Source organism: Streptococcus sp. HF-100 (assembly GCF_015594635.1).
GTDB lineage: Bacteria > Bacillota > Bacilli > Lactobacillales > Streptococcaceae > Streptococcus > Streptococcus vaginalis.
This window is the reverse complement of sequence record NZ_JADNQV010000008.1, coordinates 36,697-60,944: the sequence shown is the minus strand read 5'-3', so window position 1 is coordinate 60,944 and position 24,248 is coordinate 36,697. Positions and strand designations below refer to the sequence as shown.

Sequence of the window (24,248 nt, the reverse complement as noted above, 5' to 3'; positions counted from 1 at the left end):
GAGGTATGATATGGATGCAGAATTAGCAAAGAAATGGATGCTTCTCTTTAACGAAAAAATTCAAGCAAATAAAGACTATCTGTCAGAGTTAGACACCCCTATTGGTGACGGGGATCACGGAGGAAATATGGCGCGCGGTATGGCCGCTGTCGTTGAAAATTTGGAAGGAAAAGATTTTGCCAATTCAGCAGAAGTCTTTCAAGTTGTCTCCATGCAATTGCTTAGCAAGGTTGGCGGGGCTTCTGGTCCTCTTTACGGCTCAGCCTTTATGGGAATAATGAAGGCTGAAAAAGAGGGTACTAGCTTGGCGGATGCTGTTCAAGCAGGGCTTGATATGATTCAAAAGCGAGGAAAAGCTGTTCCGGGTGAAAAAACCATGGTGGATGTCTGGTCTGGTGTGGTGACGGCTCTTCAAAAAGGAGAATTGACCAAAGACACCATTCATACTTTGGTTGAAGCGACGAAAGATATGAAAGCAACGAAGGGTCGGGCTTCTTATGTCGGAGAGCGCTCTATCGGACATATTGACCCCGGTTCGTATTCATCAGGCTTACTTTTTGAAGCCTTGCTAGAAGTGGAGGAAAAAGCATGACAGAAGTTGGGATTGTCATCGTTTCTCATTCAAAATGGATTGCTCAAGGCCTTGTGGATTTGATTTCAGAAGTTGCTAAAGACGTTGTGCTGACCTATGTAGGCGGTACAGAAGATGGAGGTATTGGTACAAGTTTTGAGCAAGTCCAAACGATTGTAGAAGCCAATGAAGCAGAGAAGATTTTAGCTTTCTTTGATCTTGGATCGGCTCGCATGAATCTGGAGCTAGTAGCAGATTTTTCAGATAAAGACATCATCATTAACAATGTTCCCATTGTTGAAGGAGCTTATACTGCGGCTGCTCTTTTGCAAGCTGGTGCAGATTTGGCAACTATTCAAGAACAATTGAAAGAATTGGAGATTAAAAAATAAAGGAGGCGGATTATGATTCAGTATCTCGGTGAATTTTTAGGAACCTTTATCCTAGTATTGCTTGGTGATGGGGTTGTTGCTGGGAATGTTTTGAGCAAGACGAAGGAGGAAGGAACTGGCTGGGTTTCTATCGTTTTAGGCTGGGGGATTGCTTGTACCGTGGCGGTTTATGTATCTGGATTTTTCAGCCCAGCTCACTTGAATCCAGCGGTCACATTCGCAATGGCTTCTATTGGAGCGATTAGTTGGGGACAGGTTTTTCCGTTTATTCTTGCACAAATGCTGGGTGCCATGGCTGCAGCTTTGGTTTTATGGCTTCACTATTATCCTCATTGGGCAGAAACGAAAGATTCAGGTTTGATTTTAGCCAGCTTTTCAACAGGTCCAGCCATTCGCCACTCAGCTTCCAACTTTTTGGGGGAAGCACTAGGAACGGCCATTCTTGTCATCACGATTATGGCAATTGGTCCAAATAAAGTTGCTGCTGGTTTGGGTCCAATCATCGTAGGAACGGTTATTTTTGCAGTCGGTTTCTCACTCGGACCAACGACAGGCTATGCGATCAATCCTGCACGGGATTTGGGACCGCGTATCATGCATGCTGTTTTACCAATTGCAAATAAAGGAGATTCTGACTGGTCCTATGCTTGGATTCCAGTTTTGGGTCCAATTGTCGGCGGTGTCGTAGGGGCTTTGCTCTACAATATCATTTTGGGTGTCATTTAAAAATAGTCAAAAGTAGGTTTCGGCCTACTTTTGTTGTCTCTTCTTGTGCTTCTTGTCTGAATTTTTTATAATAGCTGTATAGAATAGCGAGGATAGAGATGGCAAAGAAGCATTGGCTGAAATTACTTGGAGTGTTTTTGATTTTCGGAATAGTTGCCTGTCATTCAGTTTTGCTAGATCCAACTGAACGAATAGATGAACAAAAAGAGTATCAAGCTATTGTAGCGAAATTTCATCAGATAACCGTTCCTGAACTCAAAGAAAAGCAGGATCAGAGTGAAAATTTTTATCTCTACATCGGGAGAGGAACTTGTCCACACTGTAGGCGATTTGTGAAACAACTGGAACGAATCAAAACAAAATCTTTTTATTATTTAGATAGTGAGAAAAAGACACCAGAGTTAGTTGCTTTTCGTGAGGCATATAAGATAAAATTTGTTCCTTATTTTGGGAAATTTAGTGGTTTTACAGAAGAAAAAGTGCTACAAATCAAGAAAAATATGACTGCTAAAGAAATTGAGAATTTTAATAAATAAGAGAAAAATTGATAAATAAAAAATAACAAAATACTTTTCAAAATTGGTCTAGATAGGTTATAATGATGTCAAGATATAAAAAAAGAACAACTGAATGCCAGGTGTTCTTTACGTAAAAATAATTAGTGATTTCCACTGCGTGACACGAACTTGATTTTAAAGAAATCGCCACGTTTGTAGGCTTCGCTATACTCTAAAATTTGTCCTGTACTTTCTAACTGTGTTGTTTTTACTTGGAAGACGGTCGGGAAGTTTGTGTCAATGTCCAGTAATGTTGCAACAGTTTCTGGTGTCGGGAAGATAATTTCATTAGTTTCTTCAAAATGCTCGTCATTCATGTGAATATGATAGTCTTGTTTGAAGCGAGTGTAGATAGAGCTGTAATATTCAAGATTTGGATAATTTGCATTGATATATTGCTCTGGGATATAGGATTGATGATAGATGTAAGGGGTATCTTTTGCTTTACGAAGTCTCTCGATTTTATAGTAAAATTGATGTCCCTTCAAATCTAACTTATCAAGAAATTTCAAGTCGTTTCCGCGCTCGATCGATAAAACGGTCACTTGATCATTTTGGGTAGGAAATATCTCAACGTCAGAAAATTCAACGAGTTTGTACTTACGCGCGCGCGACACAAATGTTCCTTTTCCTTGCTGGCGAATGATATATCCGTCTTTTGCTAGCTCATTTAAAGCTCTGACAACAGTAATAGAACTCACATCGTACATTGTGATTAGCTCAGCTTCTGTATAAAATTTATCTCCATTCTCAAATTGACCTGAGATGATCTTGCTTTTGAGTTCGTCTTTAATGTATTGGTATTTAGGGATTGCCATGTTATTCACCTCTCTTTCGCTTCCCTCTCATAAAAAATTTTACCATAATTTTTCTTAAAATGGTTAAATTTATTAAATTTTTCAAAAACTATTGACATTTCATACAAAATATATTATATTAACCTATGTAACCGATTACAAAAAATGTTATGTGAAAGAAGGAAATGGTTTGGCAAGATTTGAGATTAAAGAAGAATTTTATCTGAATCAACAGCCTTTTAAAATATTGTCTGGTGCCATTCATTATTTTCGGATTCAGCCAGATGATTGGTATCATTCGCTTTATAATTTGAAAGCTCTGGGCTTTAATACGGTAGAAACCTACATTCCTTGGAACGTTCATGAACCTCAGAAAGGGCAGTTTTGCTTTGAGGGGATCTTGGATTTGGAGAAATTTCTTCAAATTGCTCAAGATTTAGGCTTGTATGCCTTGCTTCGTCCGTCACCTTATATTTGTGCAGAATGGGAATTCGGTGGTTTGCCGGCTTGGCTTTTAGAAGAAGATATGAGAATCCGTTCTTCTGACCCTGCTTATTTTGCCGCAGTTGCTAGCTATTATGATGAATTGCTTCCGCGCTTAGTCCCGCATCTTTTGGAAAATGGCGGCAACATTCTCATGATGCAGGTCGAAAATGAATATGGCTCGTATGGCGAAGATAAGGAATACTTGAGAGCTGTTCGAGATATGATGCTAGAGCGAGGTGTGACTTGTCCGCTCTTTACGTCAGACGGACCTTGGCGAGGCACTTTGCGGGCAGGGACGTTGATTGAGGATGATGTGTTTGTAACGGGGAACTTTGGCTCCAAAGCAAAAGAAAATTTCGCGCAGATGCAGGAATTCTTTGATGAACATGGCAAGAAGTGGCCGCTCATGTGTATGGAGTTTTGGGACGGTTGGTTCAATCGTTGGAAGGAGCCAGTTGTCACACGAGATCCAGAAGAGTTGGCTGAAGCGGTTCACGAAGTCTTGCAACAAGGCAGTATCAATCTTTATATGTTTCACGGGGGAACAAACTTTGGTTTTATGAATGGCTGTTCAGCGCGAGGAAACATTGATCTGCCGCAAGTGACGTCTTATGATTACGAAGCTCTCCTTGATGAACAAGGAAATCCAACACCTAAATACTTTGCTATTCAGCAAATGTTAAAAAAATATTATCCAGAGTATCCACAAATGGAGCCTTTGGTAAAAGAATCGTTTGAGTTAAAGAATATTCCGCTCAGTGAGAAAGTTAGTTTATTTGAGACTTTAGAAGATGTAGCGCAGCCAATCGAGAGCTTGTATCCTATGAAAATGGAGGAGTTGGGCCAAAATGTTAGTTATCTGCTCTATCGTACAGAAGCGGAATGGGATGCGGACGAGGAACGGATTCGTGTCATTGATGCGCGTGACCGCATGCAGCTTTTTGTCGATGAAGAGCTTGTCGTCAATCAGTATCAAATGGAAATTGGTGAAGACATCTTTGTTCCCCGGCAGAAGCAATCCACGCATCAGATTGATATTTTTATAGAAAATATGGGGCGCGTCAATTATGGGCACAAACTGTTGGCAGAAAGCCAGCACAAGGGCATTCGGACTGGAGTCTGCAAGGATTTGCACTTTATGCTCCATTGGAAACAGAGTGCGGTCTTATTGTTGCTTATGAAAAAACAGGCTATGATGCGACAACAGAAGGACGTCTGCCAGATTTGCTACCAAATTGGTCAGCCAAACGCATGAAAGAGTTAGGCGCTGACGCAGTCAAAGTTTTGATTTACTATGATATAGATGACAAACCTGAAATCAACGACATCAAGCAAGCCTGGGTAGAGCGCGTAGGAAGTGAATGTGTGGCAGAAGACATTCCTTACTTCCTTGAAATCTTGACTTATGATAGGAAGCGTGCTAGTGTAGTAGATGTAGATTATGCGAAAGTAAAACCACACAAAGTCAACGAAGCCATGAAGCTCTTTTCAGATTCACGCTACAATGTAGACGTTTTGAAAGTAGAAGTTCCTGTCAATATGAATTTTGTAGAAGGCTTTACCAAAGAAGGAGTAGAGCCAGTTTATAGTCTTGCAGAAGCGAAGGCTTTTTTTAAAGAGCAGTCTGATGCAACTCACCTGCCCTTTATTTTCCTGAGTGCTGGAGTTAGCGCAGAACTTTTCCAGAAAACGCTCAAAGTGGCGCATGAAGCGGGTTCTCAATTTAACGGTGTCCTTTGCGGACGTGCTACTTGGAAAGACGCAGTTACGGTCTTTGCAGATCAAGGAACAGATGCAGCTAAAGCTTGGCTAGATGAAGCGGGGCGTCAAAATATTGAAGACTTGAATCGTGTTTTACGTGAAACAGCTGTTTCGTGGACGGAAAAACTAAAAATTTAAAATAGGCAAACCTAAATTTGTAATAAAAACAAGGAAAGTTGTATGAAATCTTATCAAGAAGCTATTTTTGGAACATTTCAAGGGCAAAATATTGTCTCTTATACATTTGAAAATGATTTGGGCTATCGTTTGAAAGTCATGACTTACGGTGCGACTGTCTTAGAGTATGCCACTCCGGACAAAAATCATGAATTTGCAAATATCGTGGTGGGGTTTAATCATTTTGATGCCTATGTAGGCAACAGCCCTAAATATGGTGCAAGCGTCGGACCAGTTGCAGGACGGATTGCAAAAGCACAGTTTGAGCTGAATGGCGAAACCTATCAGTTAGAAGTCAACAACGCAGAAAATTGCAATCATAGCGGTTCTACTGGCTGGGACAGTGCTATTTTTCAAGTTGAGGAAGTCACAAATGAAGGCGTCACTTTCTATACCGAACGTGCAGATGGAACGGGTGGTTTTCCGGGAAATCTGAAAGTCTGGGTTTCTTATACTTTAACGGAACTAGGTGAGTTAGAGATTTCTTACCAAGTTCAGACGGACAAAGATACCTTGGTCAATCCAACCAATCACAGTTACTTCAACTTATCAGGTGATTTCAGCCAACCAATTGATAACTGTATCTTGCAGTTGAATACCTTAGGTGTATTTCCAATCGCACCGGACGGCGTGCCTGCTAAAATGCCAGATTCAGAGCGGGGGTTTGTCAAAGATCTAACAAAAGGTGTGGCTTTTAAGGATATTTTTGCCAATCAAGATGAGCAGATTCAGATTGTGTCTGGCTTGGATCATCCGTTTGCATTGGAAAAAGGAGAGAAAGAAGCAGGTTCCTTGTACGATCCTAAATCCGGTCGCCTTTTGACATTTAAAACAAGTGCGCCATGCCTAGTGACTTACTCAGCAAACTTTGTAGATGATACAGTCATTTTAAATGGACAATCCATGATTCAACACAATGGCTTGGCTCTTGAAACCCAAGCCCTACCAGATGCCATTCACAGCGACCTGAAAGCTGATGTTATCTTGAAAGCAGGTGAGGTTTTTACCAGCACAACCATTTATCATGCAACAAGCAAATGAAAATGAATATTAAAAACGGCAGTACATTTTTCTGTCGTTTTTGATTAAGACATTTAGTATCATCAAATATCATCATAATCTCATTCCCTTCGATTTCTATTTGTAAAATCTAAGGTTAAACCAGCTTACCAACCTGATTTTTTGCTATAATAGTATTTATGAGTAGAATTTTGGATAATGAATTGATGGGAGACGAGGAGCTCGTAGAGCGCACATTGCGTCCCCAGTATTTACAAGAATATATTGGGCAAGACAAGGTCAAAAATCAGCTGAAAATTTTCATTGAGGCAGCTAAAATGCGAGATGAAGCGCTAGATCACACGTTGCTTTTTGGACCTCCAGGGTTGGGAAAAACCACTATGGCTTTTGTCATTGCCAATGAACTGGGAGTCAATCTCAAGCAAACTTCTGGTCCAGTCATCGAAAAAGCAGGTGATTTGGTAGCGATTTTAAATGATCTAGATCCGGGAGATGTCCTCTTTATTGATGAAATTCATCGCTTACCCATGGCTGTGGAAGAGGTGCTTTACAGCGCGATGGAGGATTTCTATATTGACATCATGATTGGTGCAGGGGAGACCAGCCGTAGCGTTCACTTGGAGTTACCGCCTTTTACGTTGATTGGAGCAACGACGCGGGCAGGTATGCTGTCAAATCCTCTACGCGCACGTTTCGGGATTACTGGTCACATGGAATATTATGCAGAAGCAGATTTGACTGAGATTGTGGAGCGAACGGCAGAAATTTTTGAAATGGATATCACTCATGAAGCAGCTGAGGAATTGGCACTGCGCAGCCGGGGTACGCCTCGGATTGCCAATCGGCTTCTTAAACGCGTACGAGATTTTGCTCAAATCATGGGAGATGGTTTGATTGATGCTCGTATCACTGATCAGGCTTTATCAATGCTGGACGTGGATCAAGAAGGGCTGGATTATGTAGATCAGAAGATTCTTAAAACCATGATTGAGGTTTATGGTGGTGGTCCGGTTGGTCTGGGAACTCTTTCGGTTAATATCGCTGAAGAACGAGAAACAGTTGAAGATATGTATGAGCCTTATCTGATCCAAAAAGGCTTTGTCATGCGGACGAGAACAGGGCGCGTGGCGACGCGCAAGGCTTATGAACATCTAGGATATGAGTATTTGGAAAAGTAGGATTTATGAAAATAGCAGAGCAGGATATTTTAAATCAATTTACTGCAGATAAAGATTTGATGACGATTTTAACAATGATTCGTAGTTTGCAGCTAAAAGATAGTTGGTTGGCTGCTGGCAGTGTACGAAATTTTATCTGGAATTATTTGTCAAATCAACCGGGATTTGATAAAGAGACAGACGTTGATGTAATTTTCTTTAATCCAGCTATTTCTTATGAAGAAACCCTTAAAATCGAGACAAAACTGAAAGAAAACTATCCAAACTATAACTGGGAACTGAAAAATCAGGTTTATATGCATATTCACAACCCTAATACAGAACCTTATCGAGATTCTAGAGATGCTATGAGCAAGTACCCAGAACGCTGTACAGCAATTGGGCTTCGCTTATTGGACAACGACCAGTTGGAATTGTTCGCTCCTTATGGTTTAGACGATATTCTCGAGTTCCGAATTGCATCCACTCCGCATTTCCTAGAAGATGCAGACAGGAGGCAGCTCTATAACATGAGAATACAGAAAAAAGATTGGCAGAAGAAGTGGAACAATCTTCAAATTGAATTTCTTTAAAATTTTTTAGAAAAAAGAAAAATCTTTAAGAAAAATTTAAGTCAGCATCGTTATACTATAATTACAAGTTGAGAGAAGCTTAACTTGAACTCCTAAAAACTTTTCTTTTTCATAATAATCTCCCTATAAGAGTCGCCCAATCGGCGGCTTTTTTGAGATTTATAAAGAATTGAAAAAATCTCAAGGGTTAAAATTCCTATTTTTATAGATTTTGTTATAATAGTAAAGAGGTCTATGCTATGAAAAAAATTGTGTTTGTTTGCCTGGGAAATATCTGTCGCAGTCCAATGGCAGAATTTGTGATGAAAGATTTGACAGATGAAGTTTATGTTGAAAGTCGTGCGACTTCGGATTGGGAACATGGGAATCCAATTCACTCTGGAACGCAGGCAATTTTCAGGAAATATGCCATTCCTTATGATAAAGGTAAGACTTCGCAGCAAATATCAATACAGGACTTTGAACGTTTTGATTATATTATCGGAATGGACCAATCCAATCTTCAGGATTTAAAGAAAATGGCGCCAAAGCAATATGCTAGTAAAATTTTCCAATTTGAAGAGAAAAGTGTGCCAGATCCGTGGTACACAGGAGATTTTGATGAAACCTATCAGCTTGTATTGGAAGGTTGTCAAAAGTGGCTGGAGCAGATGAAGAACGAAGATTAAGTAAAAAATGGATACACTAAAAGCATTTTACGAAAAATATAAAATTTATCTTACAAGGCATAATTTAGAGTTGCTAACAGTAACAGTTATTGTCATATCAGCGATTGTTGCCTTTACATCAGGGATTCCAAGTCAAGGGGCTTTGACGTTGGATAAAGGAGCAATCAAGTACAATGGTAGCCTTGTTCGTGGGAAAATGAGTGGACAAGGAACCTTGACTTTTAAAAATGGCGATGTCTATAAAGGGCATTTTAAAAATGGAACGTTTAATGGGCAAGGAACTTTTACCGCTAAAGCTGGCTGGAAGTATGAAGGAAATTTTGTAAATGGTCAAGCAGATGGTCAAGGAAAATTGACGACAGAGGACAATGTTGTCTACAAGGGAAAGTTTAAACAGGGGATTTATCAAAATGCGCGTTAAATGGTTTTCATTAGTGAGGATTACAGGGTTACTTCTAGTCCTGCTCTACCATTTCTTCCAGAAAGCTTTTCCTGGCGGTTTTATTGGTGTGGATATTTTCTTCACTTTCTCAGGCTTTTTGATTACATCTCTCTTGATTGATGAATTTGCCAGAAACAAGGGAATTGACATCAAAGGATTTCTGAGACGGCGATTTTATCGGATTGTGCCGCCGCTTGTGCTAATGATTTTGGTTGTTATGCCTTTCACGCTTTTAATTCGGAGAGATTTTGTGGCGGGGATTGGAACGCAAATCGCTGCTGCATTCGGCTTTATGACCAATTTCTATGAAATCTTGTCCGGTGGAAATTACGAAAGCCAATTTATCCCGCACCTTTTTGTGCACACTTGGAGCTTGGCTTTGGAAATGCACTACTATATTTTATGGGGGTTGGCAACATGGTATTTAGCAAAGAAAAGTAAGAATGTTGGACAATTTCGTGGAGTCATCTTTCTTGTTTCGTCTGCTTTGTTCTTCATTAGTTTTCTTTCTATGTTTGTCAGAGGTTTTTTCTCTTCAAACTTTTCTGTGATTTACTTTTCGAGTTTTACTCATATCTTCCCATTTTTTGTAGGAAGTGTTCTAGCTACGGTTTCAGGTGTGAGCGACTTGGGAGCACCTTTCCGTAAAATAGAGCAAGCGCTTGATTTGAAAAAAACCTTTTATCTACTTGGTGGAAGTTTTGTAGCTTTGCTACTGTTGACTTTTCTTCTGAGGTTTGACAATTTATTGACTTATCTGTTTGGTTTTCTTCTTGCAACGGTATTTTCAGTAGTGATGATTTTAGCAACACGTGTGCTCCATGAGAAGACGCCACATGTTGATGAGCCACCGATTATCACTTTCATTGCAGATACGAGCTACGGTGTCTATTTGTTCCATTGGCCATTCTATATCATTTTCTCTCAATTGATGAGCAATGGTTTAGCTGTGCTCTTGACAACCATTCTCTCCTTTGCTTTCGCTGCCGGCTCTTTTTACCTTTTGGAGCCAACATTAGCAGGTAAAGAGCCCAAAGTATTTGGCTTGAAAATGAATATTAAGCAGATCACAATACCTGTATTTTATAGTTTAATTCCTTTTACCTTGATAACATTGATCATTATGATGACTGCTCCCAAAATCGGTGCCTTTGAAGAAAATTTATTGGTCAATGGACTCAATCAAGCTGATAATAAAATGCAAATCACTCGTACACAAGTTGATCATGCGACAGCCAGCCAATACAATGTTACGAAAGGAACAACTGTTATCGGAGATTCTGTTGCTTTACGGGCAAGCGAATGGCTCAAACAAGCTATGCCAGAGGCTCAAGTAGATGCAGCTGTTAGCCGTAATTTAGCATCAGGATTGGAGGTTTATCAAACAGATATTTCCAATAAAGTGCTTCTGGAAAATGTTGTGCTAGCGTTGGGCGCTAATACTGTTGATAACTATGAAAGTCTGCTCAATCAATTTATTTCAAAATTACCGAAAGGTCATCGCTTAATCTTGGTAACGCCTTATGACGGACGCACAGCGCATGATGGGACCAGTATCGCTGTAAAAACACGTCAGTATGAATTGGAATTGGCTAAAAAATACGATTATGTCTTTGTAGCAGATTGGTATCAGGTAGCTATCGAACATCCTGAAATTTGGTATGGAACTGACTATGTGCACTTTGGCTCGGAGACAACAACAATCACCAAAGGCGGTGAACTCTATGCTCAAACCGTCAAACAAGCCATTGATGAAGCTGTGAAAAAAGGAACAGTGAAGAAATAATAGTAATAATTAGAAGTCATGGATTGCCTTGCGATTCATGACTTTTGTGTGCTGTAAAAAGATAGTAGGGTAGAACGAGGGTGTAGGAATACACAGCAAAAATGCTCTTTTTTACATAACTTTTGTTTTTGGAAATCTTGAAAAAGTATGTGAAATATATAATTTTAAGTTTTAAACTTCACAAACAATGTTTTTAAATATAATAGAAAACTCATGTTTTGAAATAAATTCACAATATAAAAGAAAAAGTTTGTGAAGTTTACTTGGAAGTGTTTACAAGAGAAAGAAAATAAGGTATAATAATCTTGTGAAAAAATTAACAAAGGATTTGTAAAAATCCTGAGAACCATTGGAGGAACACATGGCTGATAAAAAAACATTAACTCCCGAAGAAAAAAAGTTAGCTGCTGAAAAGCATGTTGACGAACTCGTTCAAAAAGGGCTAGTTGCTCTGGAAGAAATGAGAAAATTAAATCAAGAACAAGTAGACTACATTGTTGCAAAAGCTTCAGTTGCTGCTCTTGATGCACATGGTATCTTAGCAGAACATGCTGTTAAAGAAACAGGTCGCGGCGTCTTTGAAGACAAAGCAACAAAAAACCTTTTTGCCTGCGAACATGTTGTTAACAATATGCGTGGTGTTAAAACTGTTGGTGTGATTGAAGATGATCCTATTACAGGTTTAACGAAAATTGCTGAACCAGTCGGAGTAATCTGCGGAATCACTCCAACGACCAACCCAACTTCAACAGCGATTTTTAAATCATTGATTTCGTTGAAAACGCGGAATCCAATTATCTTTGCTTTCCACCCATCTGCTCAAGAATCTTCTGCTCATGCGGCACAAATCGTACGTGATGCAGCGATTGCAGCAGGTGCACCTGAAAACTGTGTTCAATGGATTACACAGCCATCTATGGAAGCAACAACAGCTTTGATGAACCACGAAGGGATTGCAACAATCCTTGCGACTGGTGGGAACGCCATGGTAAAAGCTGCTTATTCATGCGGCAAACCTGCTCTTGGAGTTGGTGCTGGTAACGTTCCAGCTTACGTTGAAAAATCAGCAAATATCCGCCAAGCAGCACATGATATCGTGATGTCCAAATCATTTGATAATGGTATGGTCTGTGCATCTGAGCAAGCCGTGATTATTGATAAAGAAATCTATGATGAATTTGTAGAAGAATTCAAATCTTACCATACTTACTTTGTCAACAAGAAAGAAAAAGCGCTTTTGGAAGAATTCTGTTTTGGTGCAAAAGCTAACAGCAAGAACTGCGCTGGTGCAAAATTGAACCCAAATATTGTTGGTAAACCAGCTACATGGATTGCTGAGCAAGCAGGATTCAAAGTACCAGAAGGTACAAATATCTTGGCTGCTGAATGTGCAGAAGTTGGAATTAAAGAACCATTGACTCGTGAAAAATTATCACCTGTTATTGCAGTTTTGAAAGCTGAAGATACTGAAGATGGACTTAAAAAAGCTCGTCAAATGGTTGAATTTAATGGTCTAGGACACTCAGCTGCTATCCATACAAAAGATGAAGCTCTTGCAAAACGTTTCGGTACGGAAATAAAGGCAATGCGTATTATCTGGAACTCTCCATCTACCTTTGGTGGTATCGGTGATGTATACAACGCCTTCATTCCATCATTAACACTTGGATGTGGTTCATACGGACACAACTCAGTTGGTGATAACGTATCAGCTATCAACCTTCTTAACATCAAGAAAGTAGGAAAACGTAGAAATAATATGCAATGGTTTAAAGTTCCTTCAAAAATCTACTTCGAACGTAACTCAATCCAATATCTTCAAACTTGCGAAGGCATTGAACGTGTTATGATTGTTACCGATAAATCTATCGAAAAACTTGGCTTTGTGCAACGTGTGATTGATCAATTGAATCTCCGTGCAAATAAAGTGACGATTCAAGTCTTCTCAGATGTTGAACCAGATCCAGACATCACAACAGTCCGCCGCGGTACTGAAGCAATGCGTGAATTTGAACCAGATACAATCATTGCACTCGGTGGTGGTTCTCCAATGGATGCGGCTAAAGGAATGTGGATGTTCTATGAACAACCAGAAGTTGACTTCAGCGATCTTGTTCAAAAATTCATGGATATTCGTAAACGTGCCTTCAAATTCCCATCACTTGGTAAGAAAGCGAAATACATTGGTATCCCAACAACATCTGGTACAGGTTCAGAAGTAACACCGTTTGCTGTTATCTCTGATAAAGCAAACAATCGTAAATACCCACTTGCTGACTATGCTTTGACGCCAACCATTGCGATTGTTGACCCAGCTTTGGTAGAATCTGTTCCAGCATTTATCGCAGCAGATACAGGTATGGATGTTCTAACTCACGTTACTGAAGCTTATACTTCTAACTTTGCCAATGACTATACAGATGGTATTGCTCTTCAAACCATCAAGTTAGTCTTCAAATACTTGGAAAAATCTGTAAAAACGGCTGACCCAGAAGCCCGTGAAAAGATGCATAATGCCTCTACAATGGCTGGTATGGCCTTTGCAAATGCCTTCCTTGGAATGAGTCACTCAATGGCGCATAAGATTGGTGCTGTTCACCACACCATTCACGGACGTACAAATGCTATTTTACTTCCTTATGTTATCCGTTACAATGGAACTCGTCCATCTAAAACTACAACATGGCCTAAGTACAACTACTGGAAAGCTGATGAAAAATTCCAAGATATTGCTCGTATGCTAGGTCTTCCTTGCTCAACACCAGAAGAAGCGGTTGAAGCGTATGCCAAAGCTGTTTATGACCTTGGTGTAGCGGTTGGCATCAAGATGAACTTTAAAGATCAAGGTATTGATGAAAAAACTTGGAAAGATAGCTTACATGATATTGCCGTTCTTGCTTATGAAGACCAATGTTCACCAGCAAATCCACGCTTGCCAATAGTTACTGACATGGAAGAAATTATGGCTGATGCCTACTATGGCTATGCAGAACGTCCAGGACGTCGTAAATAGACAGTAAAGTTTGTTCTAATTTGAATCGTTCGTCATTGTACAGACAATGTATTCAGATTTTTAGACATAAATCAGTTTATCAGTCACCATCTCCCTGCTTTTGTAGGGAGATTTTTCTATTTGGAGAGAGTGTTCTTTCTCTTGCTTGATATTGTATGCGTTTTCCTGTAAACTAGTTGTGAAAAAAGGAGGGCGGTCATGTTTCAATTGTTGGTATTTGATAGGGACGATGTCATTGTGGATACAGAAAATCTTATACTTCTCTTTTCCCTAAAATATCATAATAGACTGATAAGTTTTGAATCTGTAAATTTGATACTAAAATAATGAAAAGTTGATGTTGCAAAAAGCATTATGAGTGTTATAATATAGTTGTGTAAGCGGTTTCTAAAATAGATGATATTTATAAAAAATAAGGAGGAAATATAATGTCAGTATTTTATGTTCCATCAGTTAATCTTATTGGTTGTGGTGTGATTAATGAAATAGGTGGTCATATCAAAGAGTTGGGGTATAAGAAAGCTCTCTTGGTGACAGACCATTATATTGCAAGCAGTGACATTTTACCTAAGGTAACTGCACCACTTGATAAGGAAGGCATTGAGTATGTCGTTTTTAGTGATGTTGAGCCGAATCCAACTGTTAAAAATGTTGAAGATGGTTTAGCTGTTTTGCGAGATAATAATTGTGATTTTATTATTTCACTTGGTGGTGGTTCGCCGCAAGATGCTGCAAGTAGTATTTCAATTCTTGCAACGAATGGTGGGCGTCCGCAAGATTACGAAGGTGTTCACAAATCAAAGGAAAAAGGCTTGCCGGTTGTAGCAATCAATACGACAGCAGGAACATCAGCTGAAATCACGATTAACTATGTTATTACTGATGAAGAGCGTAAAGTGAAAATGGTTATGGTTGACAAGAATAGCCTTGCACTCCTGTCAGTAAATGATCCAGAATTGATGATTTCAAAACCAAAAGCTTTGACGGCTGCAACGGGTATGGATGCCCTTACACATGCGGTTGAAGCTTTGGTAACACCAGGTGCGTACAATGTGACGAAAAAATTGTCTATTGGTGCAATTGAGTTAATGAAAGAATTTTTGCCACGTGCTGTTGAAAATGGCCATGACATTGAAGCACGCGAAGCGATGGTTAATGCGATTTTCCTAGGTGGTATGGCCTTTAATAATGCTGGGCTAGGTTATGTACATTCTATGGCTCATCAACTTGGAGCAGTTTACAATCTTCCTCACGGTGTTTGTTGTGCCATGCTTTTACCGGTTGTAGAGCGTGAAAATGCAAAACGTGTGCCAGAAGCATTCCGAAATGTTGCAAAAGCTCTTGGTCTCCATACGGAAGGCAAAAGTGATAAAGAATGCGCTGATTATGCCATTTCTGAAATTGAAAAATTATCAGCAACTGTGGGTATTCCGAAAAAATTGACAGAACTGGACATTAAAGAAGAGGAATTTGACTTTGAATACCTTTCTAAAAATGCACTCATTGATGCTTGTGCACCAGGAAATCCATTTATGCCAACCCTAGAAGAAACGATTGCTCTTTACAAAGAATTGTTTTAAGCACTGATTTATCATAAAAATAAGCTACCGATGAAATTTTCGGTAGCTTATTTACGTTTTCAATTTTTATGCTTGCCCAATATGTCCCCTACCTCTGGTTCGTTCGTAAAATAAAATTGGCAAATATTGACTGATAATCTTTTGTGAGAAGTCGCGTGGCATAAAATATTATAAAACACTTCAACGGACTTTTTAAAAAGAAATTTAGACGGACGCCAGGACAATATCGCAAAGAACACCAGCACTGAGAAACTTTTAAACTTTTATTCAAAAGCGACTCTGGCTGATACTCCTGAAAAAAGCGTTCCCCCTTGCTAATTCTATTATAAGGTCTCCATTCTGGAAAATTCTTGGGGGAAAGCTTGTGACGATGTGGTAGATAGCGCTCGCAGAGATGTAGTCTTTTGCGTGCCTCGGAGGCAATGTGCGATAATGATAGTATCATGTTAAAATGATTATCTCTCTGAAACTACTTTCAAGATTTAAGAGAAAAGTGAGCATTATCAGAAATTAGAACCTAAATATCGGATGTTATTGAAAGCGTTTTAAAAAACAGCTATAATAGCACCGTGAGATTGAAAGCGCTTTAAAAATCGATCTACAATAGTAAAGGAGAAGGCTGTCTATGGCAAAAATGACAAAAGACGAGCTGATTGCCAAAATAAAAGATGGCATCATTGTTTCCTGTCAGGCTCTGCCACATGAACCGCTTTATACTGATGCAGGTGGGGTTATTCCTCTTTTAGTGAAAGCGGCTGAACAAGGAGGCGCTGTTGGTATTCGAGCGAATAGCGTTCGGGATATTAAGGAAATTAAAGAGGTCACTTCGCTACCCATTATTGGTATTATCAAGCGAGATTATCCACCTCAAGAGCCATTTATTACCGCAACGATGCGAGAAATTGATGAACTAGCAGCTCTGGATATTGAAGTGATTGCTTTTGATTGTACAAAGCGGGAGCGTTTTGATGGTTTAAAGATTGCGGATTTCATCAAGCAAGTGAAGGAGAAATATCCTCATCAATTGTTCATGGCAGATGTGAGTACCTTTGAAGAGGGAGCTACTGCGGTAGAAGCAGGTGTGGACTTTGTAGGGACAACTTTGTCGGGCTACACTTCTTATAGTTTGCAATGTGAGGGGCCGGATTTTGATCTGATAAAAAATTTATGTGATGCAGGTTTGGATGTTATTGCGGAAGGAAAAATTCATTATCCAAGTGAAGCTAAAACGATTCATGACTTAGGTGTTAGAGGAATTGTAGTAGGTGGTGCCATTACGCGTCCAAAAGAAATTACAGAGCGTTTTGTTGCAGCAGTAAGTGAAAAGTAGGAACAATTTTATCCTAAAAAGGATGACAATAAAAGGAGAAACAATATGAGAATGAAGAAGATACTTTGTTCGTTGTTTGCAGGAGCTGCTATTTTATCGTTAGCAGCATGTGGAAATTCAGGTGGTTCAAACAAATCAGCTGATTCAGGAAATTCCTCTGGCAAGACAGAGATTACCTGGTGGGCTTTCCCAGTCTTCACGCAAAAAAAGGCCAGCGATGGTGTTGGTACGTATGAAAAAGAAATTATCAAAGCATTTGAAAAAGCTAATCCAGATATTAAAGTGAAATTAGAAACTATTGACTTCAAATCTGGTCCAGAAAAAATTACAACAGCGATTGAAGCAGGAACAGCGCCAGATGTCCTCTTTGACGCACCAGGACGGATTATTCAATATGGTAAAAATGGTAAATTGGTAGAATTGAACGATCTCTTTACAAATGATTTTGTCAAAGATGTCAATAACAATCAAATCATTCAGGCCAGCAAAGCTGGTGACAAAGCCTATATGTATCCAATTAGCTCTGCGCCATTTTACATGGCATTGAACAAGAAAATGCTAAAAGAAGCTGGTGTGTTAGACCTTGTTAAAGAGGGCTGGACAACCGCTGACTTTGAAAAAGTATTAAAAGCATTGAAAGCTAAAGGGTATACTCCTGGCTCACTCTTCAGTAATGGTCAAGGTGGTGACCAAGGTACACGTGCTTTCATTTCAAATCTTTATGGTGGTTCTGTAACAGATGATAAGGTGACAAAATATACAACGGACAGTCCAAACTTTGTCAAAGGTTTGAACAAAGCAGTGAGCTGGATTAAAGATGGTTTGATGACAAACGGCTCTCAATTCGATGGTGGAGCAGATATTCAAAACTTTGCGAATGGGCAAACTTCTTATACTGTTCTTTGGGCACCTGCGCAAAATGGTATCCAAGCAAAATTGTTGAAGGCAAGTGGCGTTGAAGTTGTTGAAGTACCATTCCCGTCAGACAATGGCAAACCAGCTTTGGAATACCTTGTAAATGGCTTTGGCATCTTTAACAATAAAGATAAAAAGAAAGTAGAAGCTGCTAAGAAATTTGTCAAATTTATCGCTGATGATAAGAAATGGGGACCACAAAATGTTGTTCGTACAGGTGCTTTCCCGGTTCGTTCATCATTTGGTAAATTGTACAATGACAAACGGATGGAAACAATCAACACTTGGACAAAATATTATTCACCATATTACAACACGATTGATGGATTTGCAGAAATGAGGACACTCTGGTTCCCAATGTTGCAATCTGTTTCAAATGGCGATGAAAAAGTTGAATCTGCTTTGAAGACCTTTACAGAAAAAGCAAATGAAACCATTAAAAAAAGTAAAAAATAAATAATGTAACGATTTCCCTTTTTCTGTTGTTGGTTTCATAAAATAGGAAAAGGGAATTTTTTATCAAAAAGAGGAGGTCAGTATCTCCTCTAGCTAAATGAGGTGTTGAATGTGAAAGTGAATAAAATAAGAATGAGAGAAACGGTGATTTCCTATGCTTTTTTGGCACCAGTTCTATTATTCTTTATTGTCTTTGTATTGGCACCGATGGTGATGGGATTTGTAACGAGTTTCTTTAATTATTCTATGACATCCTTTTCATTCGTTGGATTGGACAATTACTCACGAATGTTTAAAGATCCAGTCTTTATTAAATCTCTCATTAATACGGTGATTATTGTTATTGGTTCGGTACCAATTGTTGTGTTGTTCTCTTTGTTTGTGGCTTCTCAAACCTATAGTCAGAATGCGATTGCACGGTCATTTTATCGGTTTGTCTTCTTCCTGCCAGTGGTGACAGGGAGTGTAGCTGTAACGGTTGTATGGAAATGGATTTACGACCCACTGTCAGGGATTTTGAATTTCGTCCTGAAGTCGGGTCATGTCATCAATCAGAATATTTCTTGGCTGGGTGATAAGCATTGGGCGTTGATGGCGATTATTGTGATTTTGCTGACAACTTCTGTCGGGCAGCCTATTATTCTCTATATTGCTGCTATGGGAAATATTGACAATTCATTGGTGGAAGCTGCGCGTGTTGACGGAGCGACAGAGCTGCAAGTTTTCTGGAAGATTAAATGGCCAAGTCTTTTGCCAACAACTCTGTATATTGCGATCATTACAACAATCAATTCCTTCCAATGTTTTGCCTTGATTCAGCTATTGACATCTGGAGGTCCAAATTATTCAACCAGTACCTTGATGTATTACCTGTATGAAAAAGCCTTCAAGTTATCTGAATATGGTTATGCTAATACCATGGGAGTATTTTTAGCTGTCATGATTGCTTTGATTAGCTTTGCCCAATTCAAGATTCTTGGAAATGACGTCGAATATTAAAGAAAGGAGAGACAAGATGAAACAGAAAAAAATAAGTGCCTTTACGGTGATTTCAACGATTATTCTCTTGGTGTTGACCATTCTCTTTGTTTTTCCTTTCTATTGGATTTTAACAGGGGCTTTCAAATCGCAGCCAGATACGATTGTCATTCCACCTCAATGGTGGCCTAAGATGCCAACATTAGAAAATTTCCAACAGCTGATGGTGCAAAATCCAGCCCTGCAATGGATGTGGAATAGTGTCTTTATCTCGCTAGCGACCATGTTTTTGGTCTGTATTAACTCTTCTTTAGCAGGTTATGTTTTGGCGAAGAAGCGTTTTTATGGTCAACGTATTCTTTTTGCGACCTTTATCGCTGCCATGGCTCTGCCTAAACAAGTAGTACTAGTTCCTTTGGTCCGTATTGTCAACTTTATGGGCATTCATGATACACTAGCTGCAGTTATTTTGCCTCTTGTCGGTTGGCCTTTTGGGGTTTTCCTCATGAAGCAATTTAGTGAAAATATCCCAACGGAATTGTTGGAATCTGCTAAGATTGATGGCTGTGGTGAAATTCGGACTTTTTGGAATGTAGCTTTTCCAATTGTAAAACCAGGTTTTGCTGCCCTTGCCATTTTTACCTTTATCAACACATGGAATGATTACTTTATGCAATTGGTCATGCTGACATCGCGGCAGAATCTAACGATTTCACTAGGGGTAGCAACGATGCAGGCTGAAATGGCGACCAACTACGGTTTGATTATGGCTGGTGCTGCTATGGCAGCTGTTCCGATTGTAACCGTCTTTCTTGTCTTCCAAAAATCCTTCACGCAAGGTATTACTATGGGAGCTGTGAAAGGATAAGGAGGCTGACCAAATGATTTTCGATGAATTGGAAAATCTCGCCCACTACAAAGGTATCTATGAGAATTTGGATTGTGCCATTGATTATCTCCTGACTCACGATTTAAACGATTGTGAGTTGGGACGGTACGAGATTGACGGAGAAAAATCCTTTCTGTTTGTGCAGGAAAATGAATTGAGTTCCGAAGTGACAGATGAATGTGAATTTCATCAAGATTATCTGGATTTGCATTTTCTTTTGGCAGGGCATGAAATCATTCAATATGGCGCAAAAGTAAAAAAGATAAGCAAACCTTATGAGAAAAAGAAGGATATTGGGTTTGTGATTTGTGAGCAGCCCTATCCACTTTATTTGGACAAGCAGAATTTTGCTGCATTTTTGCCCAACGAACCACATCAGCCCAATAGATTTGCTGCTAAAGGTGATAAGGTCAAAAAATGTGTCGTAAAAGTTTTGCTCAATGATTAAACTAATTGATTAGGAGGTAGAACCATGGAAAAGAGAGGTTCTCAGTTAATACGAAGTATATTTGATACAGATAATTTCTTTATGAAAATATGTGAGAAAATATTAGATTTGGTGACTGTGAACCTCATCTTTCTTTTGTCTTGTCTGCCGATTGTCACGATTGGCATTGCAAAAGTTAGTCTATATCAGACCTTGTTTGCAATCAAGGGTGCACGTCGTGTAAAAGTCACAGCAACGTATGTACAAGCATTTAGGAAAAATTGGAAGGTCGGTTTAAAACTTAGTTTGCTAGAGCTGCTGATTGTAGGAATCAGTCTATTTGACCTCCTGCTTTTTTGGAGGCAGGAAACCATGCCGTTTCAAATGTTAAAAGCAACCTGTATCGGCGTCATCATTTTTGCTAGTTTGCTATTTTTATGTGTCTATCCTTTGGCAGCTAAGTTTGAAATGACGGTAAAAGATCTCTTACAAACAGGACTGATCATGGTGAGTTTGCATTTTCTGTGGTTCTTTTTGATGATAGCCTTATTAGCTGTAATTGTCTTTTTACTCTCTAGTTCAGGATTTGTATTGCTACTGGGCTTTACTCTTTTTGTATTAGTTGGCTTTGCAGCCTTAGGGTTTTTGCAATTGCCTATTATGGAAACTATTTTTAATAAGTATAAACGATAAAACCAATTAACTTGGAGAATAAAATATGAGAGATTTAAAAAAATATGAAGGGGTCATTCCGGCCTTCTATGCTTGCTATGATGATCAAGGCGAGATTAATCCAGAGCGCGTGCGAGCTTTGGTAGAATATTTTCTTGAAAAAGGAGTTCAAGGATTGTATGTCAATGGTTCATCTGGTGAATGTATCTACCAAAGTGTTGCTGATAGAAAATTGATTTTAGAAGAAGTCATGGCGGTGGCAAAAGGGAAATTAACTATTATTGCTCACGTCGCTTGCAACAACACCAAGGATAGTATGGAGTTGGCGCGCCATGCAGAGAGTTTGGGAGTGGATGCTATTGCGGCTATTCCGCCGATTTACTTCCGCTTGCCAGAATACTCGGTTGCCCAATATTGGAACGACATTAGCGCAGCTGCGCCGCAGACAGATTTTGTGATTTACAATATTCCACAGTTAGCAGGTGTAGCTCTGACGCCGAGTCTCTATACAGAAATGCTCAAAAATGAACGCGTGATTGGTGTGAAGAACTCTTCTATGCCTGTCCAAGACATTCAAACCTTTGCAGCACTTGGTGGGAAAGACCACCTCGTCTTTAATGGTCCAGATGAGCAATTCTTAGGCGGTCGCCTGATGGGAGCAAGAGCAGGTATCGGCGGAACGTATGGCGCAATGCCAGAACTTTTCTTGAAGCTCAATCAATTGATTGCTGACAAAGAATTGGAAAAAGCAAAAGAACTGCAATTTACCATTAATGCTATCATCGGGAAATTAACAGCTGCTCATGGGAATATGTATTCCGTCATCAAGGAAGTCTTGAAAATCAATGAAAATCTGAATATCGGCTCTGTCCGTTCTCCATTAACACCAGTGACAGACACGGATCGTCCGATTGTAGAAGAAGCGGCACGCTTGATTCGTGCAGCTAAGGAAGCATTCCTATAATAGAAAAAGAGGTGGATTATGGGAAAATACATTGCCATTGATATTGGGGGAACAAATATCAAATATGGTCTGATTGATGATACCGACACCTTGTTGGAAGCGCATGAAATACCAACAGAGGCTCATAAAGGCGGTCCAGAAATTTTGCGTAAGGTGAAGGGGATTGTAGCACGTTATTTAGAACAAATTCCAGTTGCTGGGGTTTGTATCTCCTCGGCTGGAATGGTCGATCCAGATAAAGGAGAAATCTTTTATGCTGGTCCTCAGATTCCGAACTATGCAGGTACTCAGTTCAAGAAAGTGGTAGAAGAAACATTTGCCGTTCCTTGTGAGATTGAAAACGATGTCAATTGTGCTGGCTTGGCGGAAGTTATGTCAGGAAGTGGCAAGGGAGCGAACATTGCGATTTGTTTGACGATTGGAACGGGTATCGGTGGCTGCTTGCTGGTGGATGGTCAGGTTTTTCACGGCTTTAGTAATTCGGCCTGTGAAGTCGGTTATGTGTATCTGCCAGACGGTGCTTTCCAAGATGTGGCTTCAACGACTGCCTTGGTCGATTATGTAGCAGAGCTTCACGGAGAAGATCCGACTATGTGGAATGGCCGCCGCATTTTCAAAGAAGCAACAGAAGGAAATACACTGTGTATCCAAGGAATCGACCGCATGGTCAATTATTTGGGGCAAGGGATTGCGAATATTTGCTATGTGGTCAATCCAGAAGTGGTGATTTTAGGTGGCGGCATTATGGGTCAAGAGGCCATTCTTCGTCCTCGAATTGAGGCTGCTATGAAAGCCTGTTTGGTGCCAAGTATTGCTGAAAAAACCAAGCTCGCTTTCGCTCATCATCAAAATGCTGCGGGGATGTTTGGAGCTTATTATCACTTTAAAAATAAACATCATTAACGAAAAGCCTTCTATAATGAAAACGAGCAAATCCTTGGTGAGGAGATGCTCATTTTTGTTTGGTGCCTTATTTGTGTCGTCTGTAATAGCCATTTAATTTTTGATTTTCCCAAAAACTGTTGAAGATTTTTTCTTTTCTTTCTCGGTCAATTTCTAGGAAAAAGGCATAAAGGAGGTCGATCATAAGTAGCATAGGAAATTGTGCTGAGATGCGTAAAATATACTCTGGTTTGCTTTGAATGGCAACAGTGATGATTTCAGTAAAGGTTTCTTTGACTTTGTTGGGGTATCCTGTTACTAACACCGTTTTAGCGCCCATTGCTTTAGCGTCAATGAGACTGTTGATGATAGATTGCGTTCCTCCGGACAAAGAAAATCCAATAACCAAGCAATTTTCATCTAGGATACTGGTTGTCCAAGCAAAGCCGTCTTGATCTGTCAACGCTTCGCAGACAACACCAAGCCGCATGAAGCGCAGTTTCATATCACGGGCGACGAGGCCAGAGCTTCCCGTTCCAAAGAAATAGACGCGATCAGCTGCTTCGATAAGATTGGCAACGCGTAGCAATTTGTCTTCATCAACCAATTCCTCAGTTTGTTGACGGATTTGAGCATAGTTTCGCAGCACTCTACGAGATAAGTCATTTTGCAAATGTTCAGTTTGCTCTGATTTGTCTTGCAACTGGTGAATATATTGAAAATTAAACTCTCTGTAGCCTTTAAATCCGCATTTCTTCGCAAAGCGTGTCAAGGCTGCTTGAGAAATGTAGAGAGTTTGCGCAACTTTTTGAGAAGAGAGATCGTCATAGATACTAGAAGGGCTCAAAAAGTAGTTGGCAATCCGCTTTTCTAAGTCAGTCATGCTATCAAAATGGCTTTCAATCCTCGCCATGATATGCTGCGTATTTTCCATAGATGTACTCTCTTTACTTGTAATGATATAGAACAAATGTTTTGAAAAACCTATTTGTATTATAACATAGTTTTA

At 39.6% G+C, this 24,248-nt stretch carries 22 protein-coding genes and 2 pseudogenes; 22 read left to right on the top strand and 2 right to left on the bottom strand.

Translation table 11 applies throughout. The annotated features are described in order from the left end of the window. Positions 1-10 precede the first annotated feature (10 nt). The 4 genes from dhaL to IYQ23_RS08090 all read left to right on the top strand — a co-directional run bounded on the left by dhaL (position 11) and on the right by IYQ23_RS08090 (position 2,225). The gene (gene dhaL, locus IYQ23_RS08105; protein ID WP_049517251.1) at positions 11-592 is read left to right on the top strand and encodes a dihydroxyacetone kinase subunit DhaL; all 582 of its coding nucleotides are present in this window, start codon (positions 11-13) and stop codon (positions 590-592) included. After that, positions 589-963 carry a dihydroxyacetone kinase phosphoryl donor subunit DhaM gene (dhaM, locus tag IYQ23_RS08100; RefSeq protein ID WP_003027954.1) on the top strand — a complete coding sequence of 125 codons (375 nt, stop codon included), beginning with the start codon at positions 589-591 and terminating at the stop codon, positions 961-963. Before dhaL ends, dhaM begins: the two co-directional genes overlap by 4 nt. Before the next feature lie 12 nt (positions 964-975). Then, the gene (locus IYQ23_RS08095) at positions 976-1,689 is read left to right on the top strand and encodes an MIP/aquaporin family protein (RefSeq protein ID WP_195674605.1); all 714 of its coding nucleotides are present in this window, start codon (positions 976-978) and stop codon (positions 1,687-1,689) included. A gap of 98 nt (positions 1,690-1,787) precedes the next feature. After that, positions 1,788-2,225 carry a bacteriocin transporter gene (locus IYQ23_RS08090; protein WP_195673513.1) on the top strand — a complete coding sequence of 146 codons (438 nt, stop codon included), beginning with the start codon at positions 1,788-1,790 and terminating at the stop codon, positions 2,223-2,225. A gap of 122 nt (positions 2,226-2,347) precedes the next feature. Here the strand turns inward: IYQ23_RS08090 and IYQ23_RS08085 are convergent, their stop codons facing one another. Beyond that, on the bottom strand, positions 2,348-3,064 hold the full coding sequence (locus tag IYQ23_RS08085) for a GntR family transcriptional regulator (RefSeq protein WP_195674604.1): 717 nt from the start codon (positions 3,062-3,064) through the stop codon (positions 2,348-2,350). 169 nt (positions 3,065-3,233) lie between these two features. Between IYQ23_RS08085 and IYQ23_RS08080 the strand changes: the two are divergent. The 18 genes and pseudogenes from IYQ23_RS08080 to IYQ23_RS07995 form a co-directional block, all read left to right on the top strand. Then, positions 3,234-4,682, top strand: a pseudogene (locus IYQ23_RS08080) (glycoside hydrolase family 35 protein); the annotation flags it as partial. After that, a pseudogene (locus tag IYQ23_RS08075) lies at positions 4,679-5,428 on the top strand (tagatose 1,6-diphosphate aldolase); the annotation flags it as partial. The pseudogenes IYQ23_RS08080 and IYQ23_RS08075, both read left to right, overlap by 4 nt. A 42-nt stretch (positions 5,429-5,470) precedes the next feature. Continuing rightward, positions 5,471-6,508 carry an aldose epimerase family protein gene (locus IYQ23_RS08070; protein WP_195674603.1) on the top strand — a complete coding sequence of 346 codons (1,038 nt, stop codon included), beginning with the start codon at positions 5,471-5,473 and terminating at the stop codon, positions 6,506-6,508. Positions 6,509-6,666: 158 nt separating this feature from the next. Next, positions 6,667-7,665: a Holliday junction branch migration DNA helicase RuvB gene (ruvB, locus tag IYQ23_RS08065; protein WP_195674602.1), complete on the top strand. Its 999-nt coding sequence runs from the start codon at positions 6,667-6,669 to the stop codon at positions 7,663-7,665. 5 nt (positions 7,666-7,670) lie between these two features. Then, positions 7,671-8,237: a nucleotidyltransferase family protein gene (locus tag IYQ23_RS08060; protein WP_195674601.1), complete on the top strand. Its 567-nt coding sequence runs from the start codon at positions 7,671-7,673 to the stop codon at positions 8,235-8,237. A gap of 239 nt (positions 8,238-8,476) precedes the next feature. Then, on the top strand, positions 8,477-8,905 hold the full coding sequence (locus IYQ23_RS08055; protein WP_003027217.1) for a low molecular weight protein-tyrosine-phosphatase: 429 nt from the start codon (positions 8,477-8,479) through the stop codon (positions 8,903-8,905). 7 nt (positions 8,906-8,912) lie between these two features. Next, entirely contained in the window at positions 8,913-9,326 is a 414-nt protein-coding gene (locus IYQ23_RS08050; protein ID WP_039677546.1) for an MORN repeat-containing protein, read from the top strand. Then, positions 9,316-11,133, top strand: coding sequence for an acyltransferase family protein (locus IYQ23_RS08045; RefSeq protein ID WP_195674600.1), 1,818 nt, complete (start codon positions 9,316-9,318; stop codon positions 11,131-11,133). Before IYQ23_RS08050 ends, IYQ23_RS08045 begins: the two co-directional genes overlap by 11 nt. A 361-nt stretch (positions 11,134-11,494) precedes the next feature. Next, positions 11,495-14,146: a bifunctional acetaldehyde-CoA/alcohol dehydrogenase gene (gene adhE, locus IYQ23_RS08040; RefSeq protein WP_195674599.1), complete on the top strand. Its 2,652-nt coding sequence runs from the start codon at positions 11,495-11,497 to the stop codon at positions 14,144-14,146. A 428-nt stretch (positions 14,147-14,574) separates the two neighbouring features. Beyond that, positions 14,575-15,726, top strand: a complete 1,152-nt coding sequence (locus IYQ23_RS08035) for an iron-containing alcohol dehydrogenase (RefSeq protein WP_195674598.1) — start codon at positions 14,575-14,577, stop codon at positions 15,724-15,726. Between the two features lie 625 nt (positions 15,727-16,351). After that, on the top strand, positions 16,352-17,056 hold the full coding sequence (locus IYQ23_RS08030) for an N-acetylmannosamine-6-phosphate 2-epimerase (RefSeq protein ID WP_195674597.1): 705 nt from the start codon (positions 16,352-16,354) through the stop codon (positions 17,054-17,056). 45 nt (positions 17,057-17,101) lie between these two features. Next, on the top strand, positions 17,102-18,427 hold the full coding sequence (locus IYQ23_RS08025; RefSeq protein ID WP_195674596.1) for an ABC transporter substrate-binding protein: 1,326 nt from the start codon (positions 17,102-17,104) through the stop codon (positions 18,425-18,427). 111 nt (positions 18,428-18,538) lie between these two features. Beyond that, a complete protein-coding gene (locus IYQ23_RS08020; protein WP_003074939.1) occupies positions 18,539-19,426 on the top strand; it encodes a carbohydrate ABC transporter permease in 888 nt (295 codons plus the stop codon). Between the two features lie 16 nt (positions 19,427-19,442). Beyond that, complete coding sequence (locus tag IYQ23_RS08015) at positions 19,443-20,273, top strand: carbohydrate ABC transporter permease (RefSeq protein ID WP_195674595.1); 831 nt, start codon at positions 19,443-19,445, stop codon at positions 20,271-20,273. A gap of 13 nt (positions 20,274-20,286) precedes the next feature. Beyond that, complete coding sequence (locus tag IYQ23_RS08010) at positions 20,287-20,742, top strand: YhcH/YjgK/YiaL family protein (RefSeq protein WP_195674594.1); 456 nt, start codon at positions 20,287-20,289, stop codon at positions 20,740-20,742. Positions 20,743-20,766: 24 nt separating this feature from the next. After that, entirely contained in the window at positions 20,767-21,414 is a 648-nt protein-coding gene (locus tag IYQ23_RS08005) for a YesL family protein (protein WP_022526424.1), read from the top strand. 25 nt (positions 21,415-21,439) lie between these two features. Then, positions 21,440-22,357, top strand: a complete 918-nt coding sequence (locus IYQ23_RS08000; RefSeq protein ID WP_195674593.1) for a dihydrodipicolinate synthase family protein — start codon at positions 21,440-21,442, stop codon at positions 22,355-22,357. 18 nt (positions 22,358-22,375) lie between these two features. Next, entirely contained in the window at positions 22,376-23,260 is an 885-nt protein-coding gene (locus IYQ23_RS07995; protein WP_195674592.1) for an ROK family protein, read from the top strand. A 67-nt stretch (positions 23,261-23,327) separates the two neighbouring features. Here the strand turns inward: IYQ23_RS07995 and IYQ23_RS07990 are convergent, their stop codons facing one another. Beyond that, positions 23,328-24,173 (bottom strand): MurR/RpiR family transcriptional regulator, encoded by an 846-nt coding sequence (locus tag IYQ23_RS07990; protein ID WP_003032006.1) that lies wholly within the window; start codon positions 24,171-24,173, stop codon positions 23,328-23,330. Positions 24,174-24,248 lie beyond the last annotated feature (75 nt).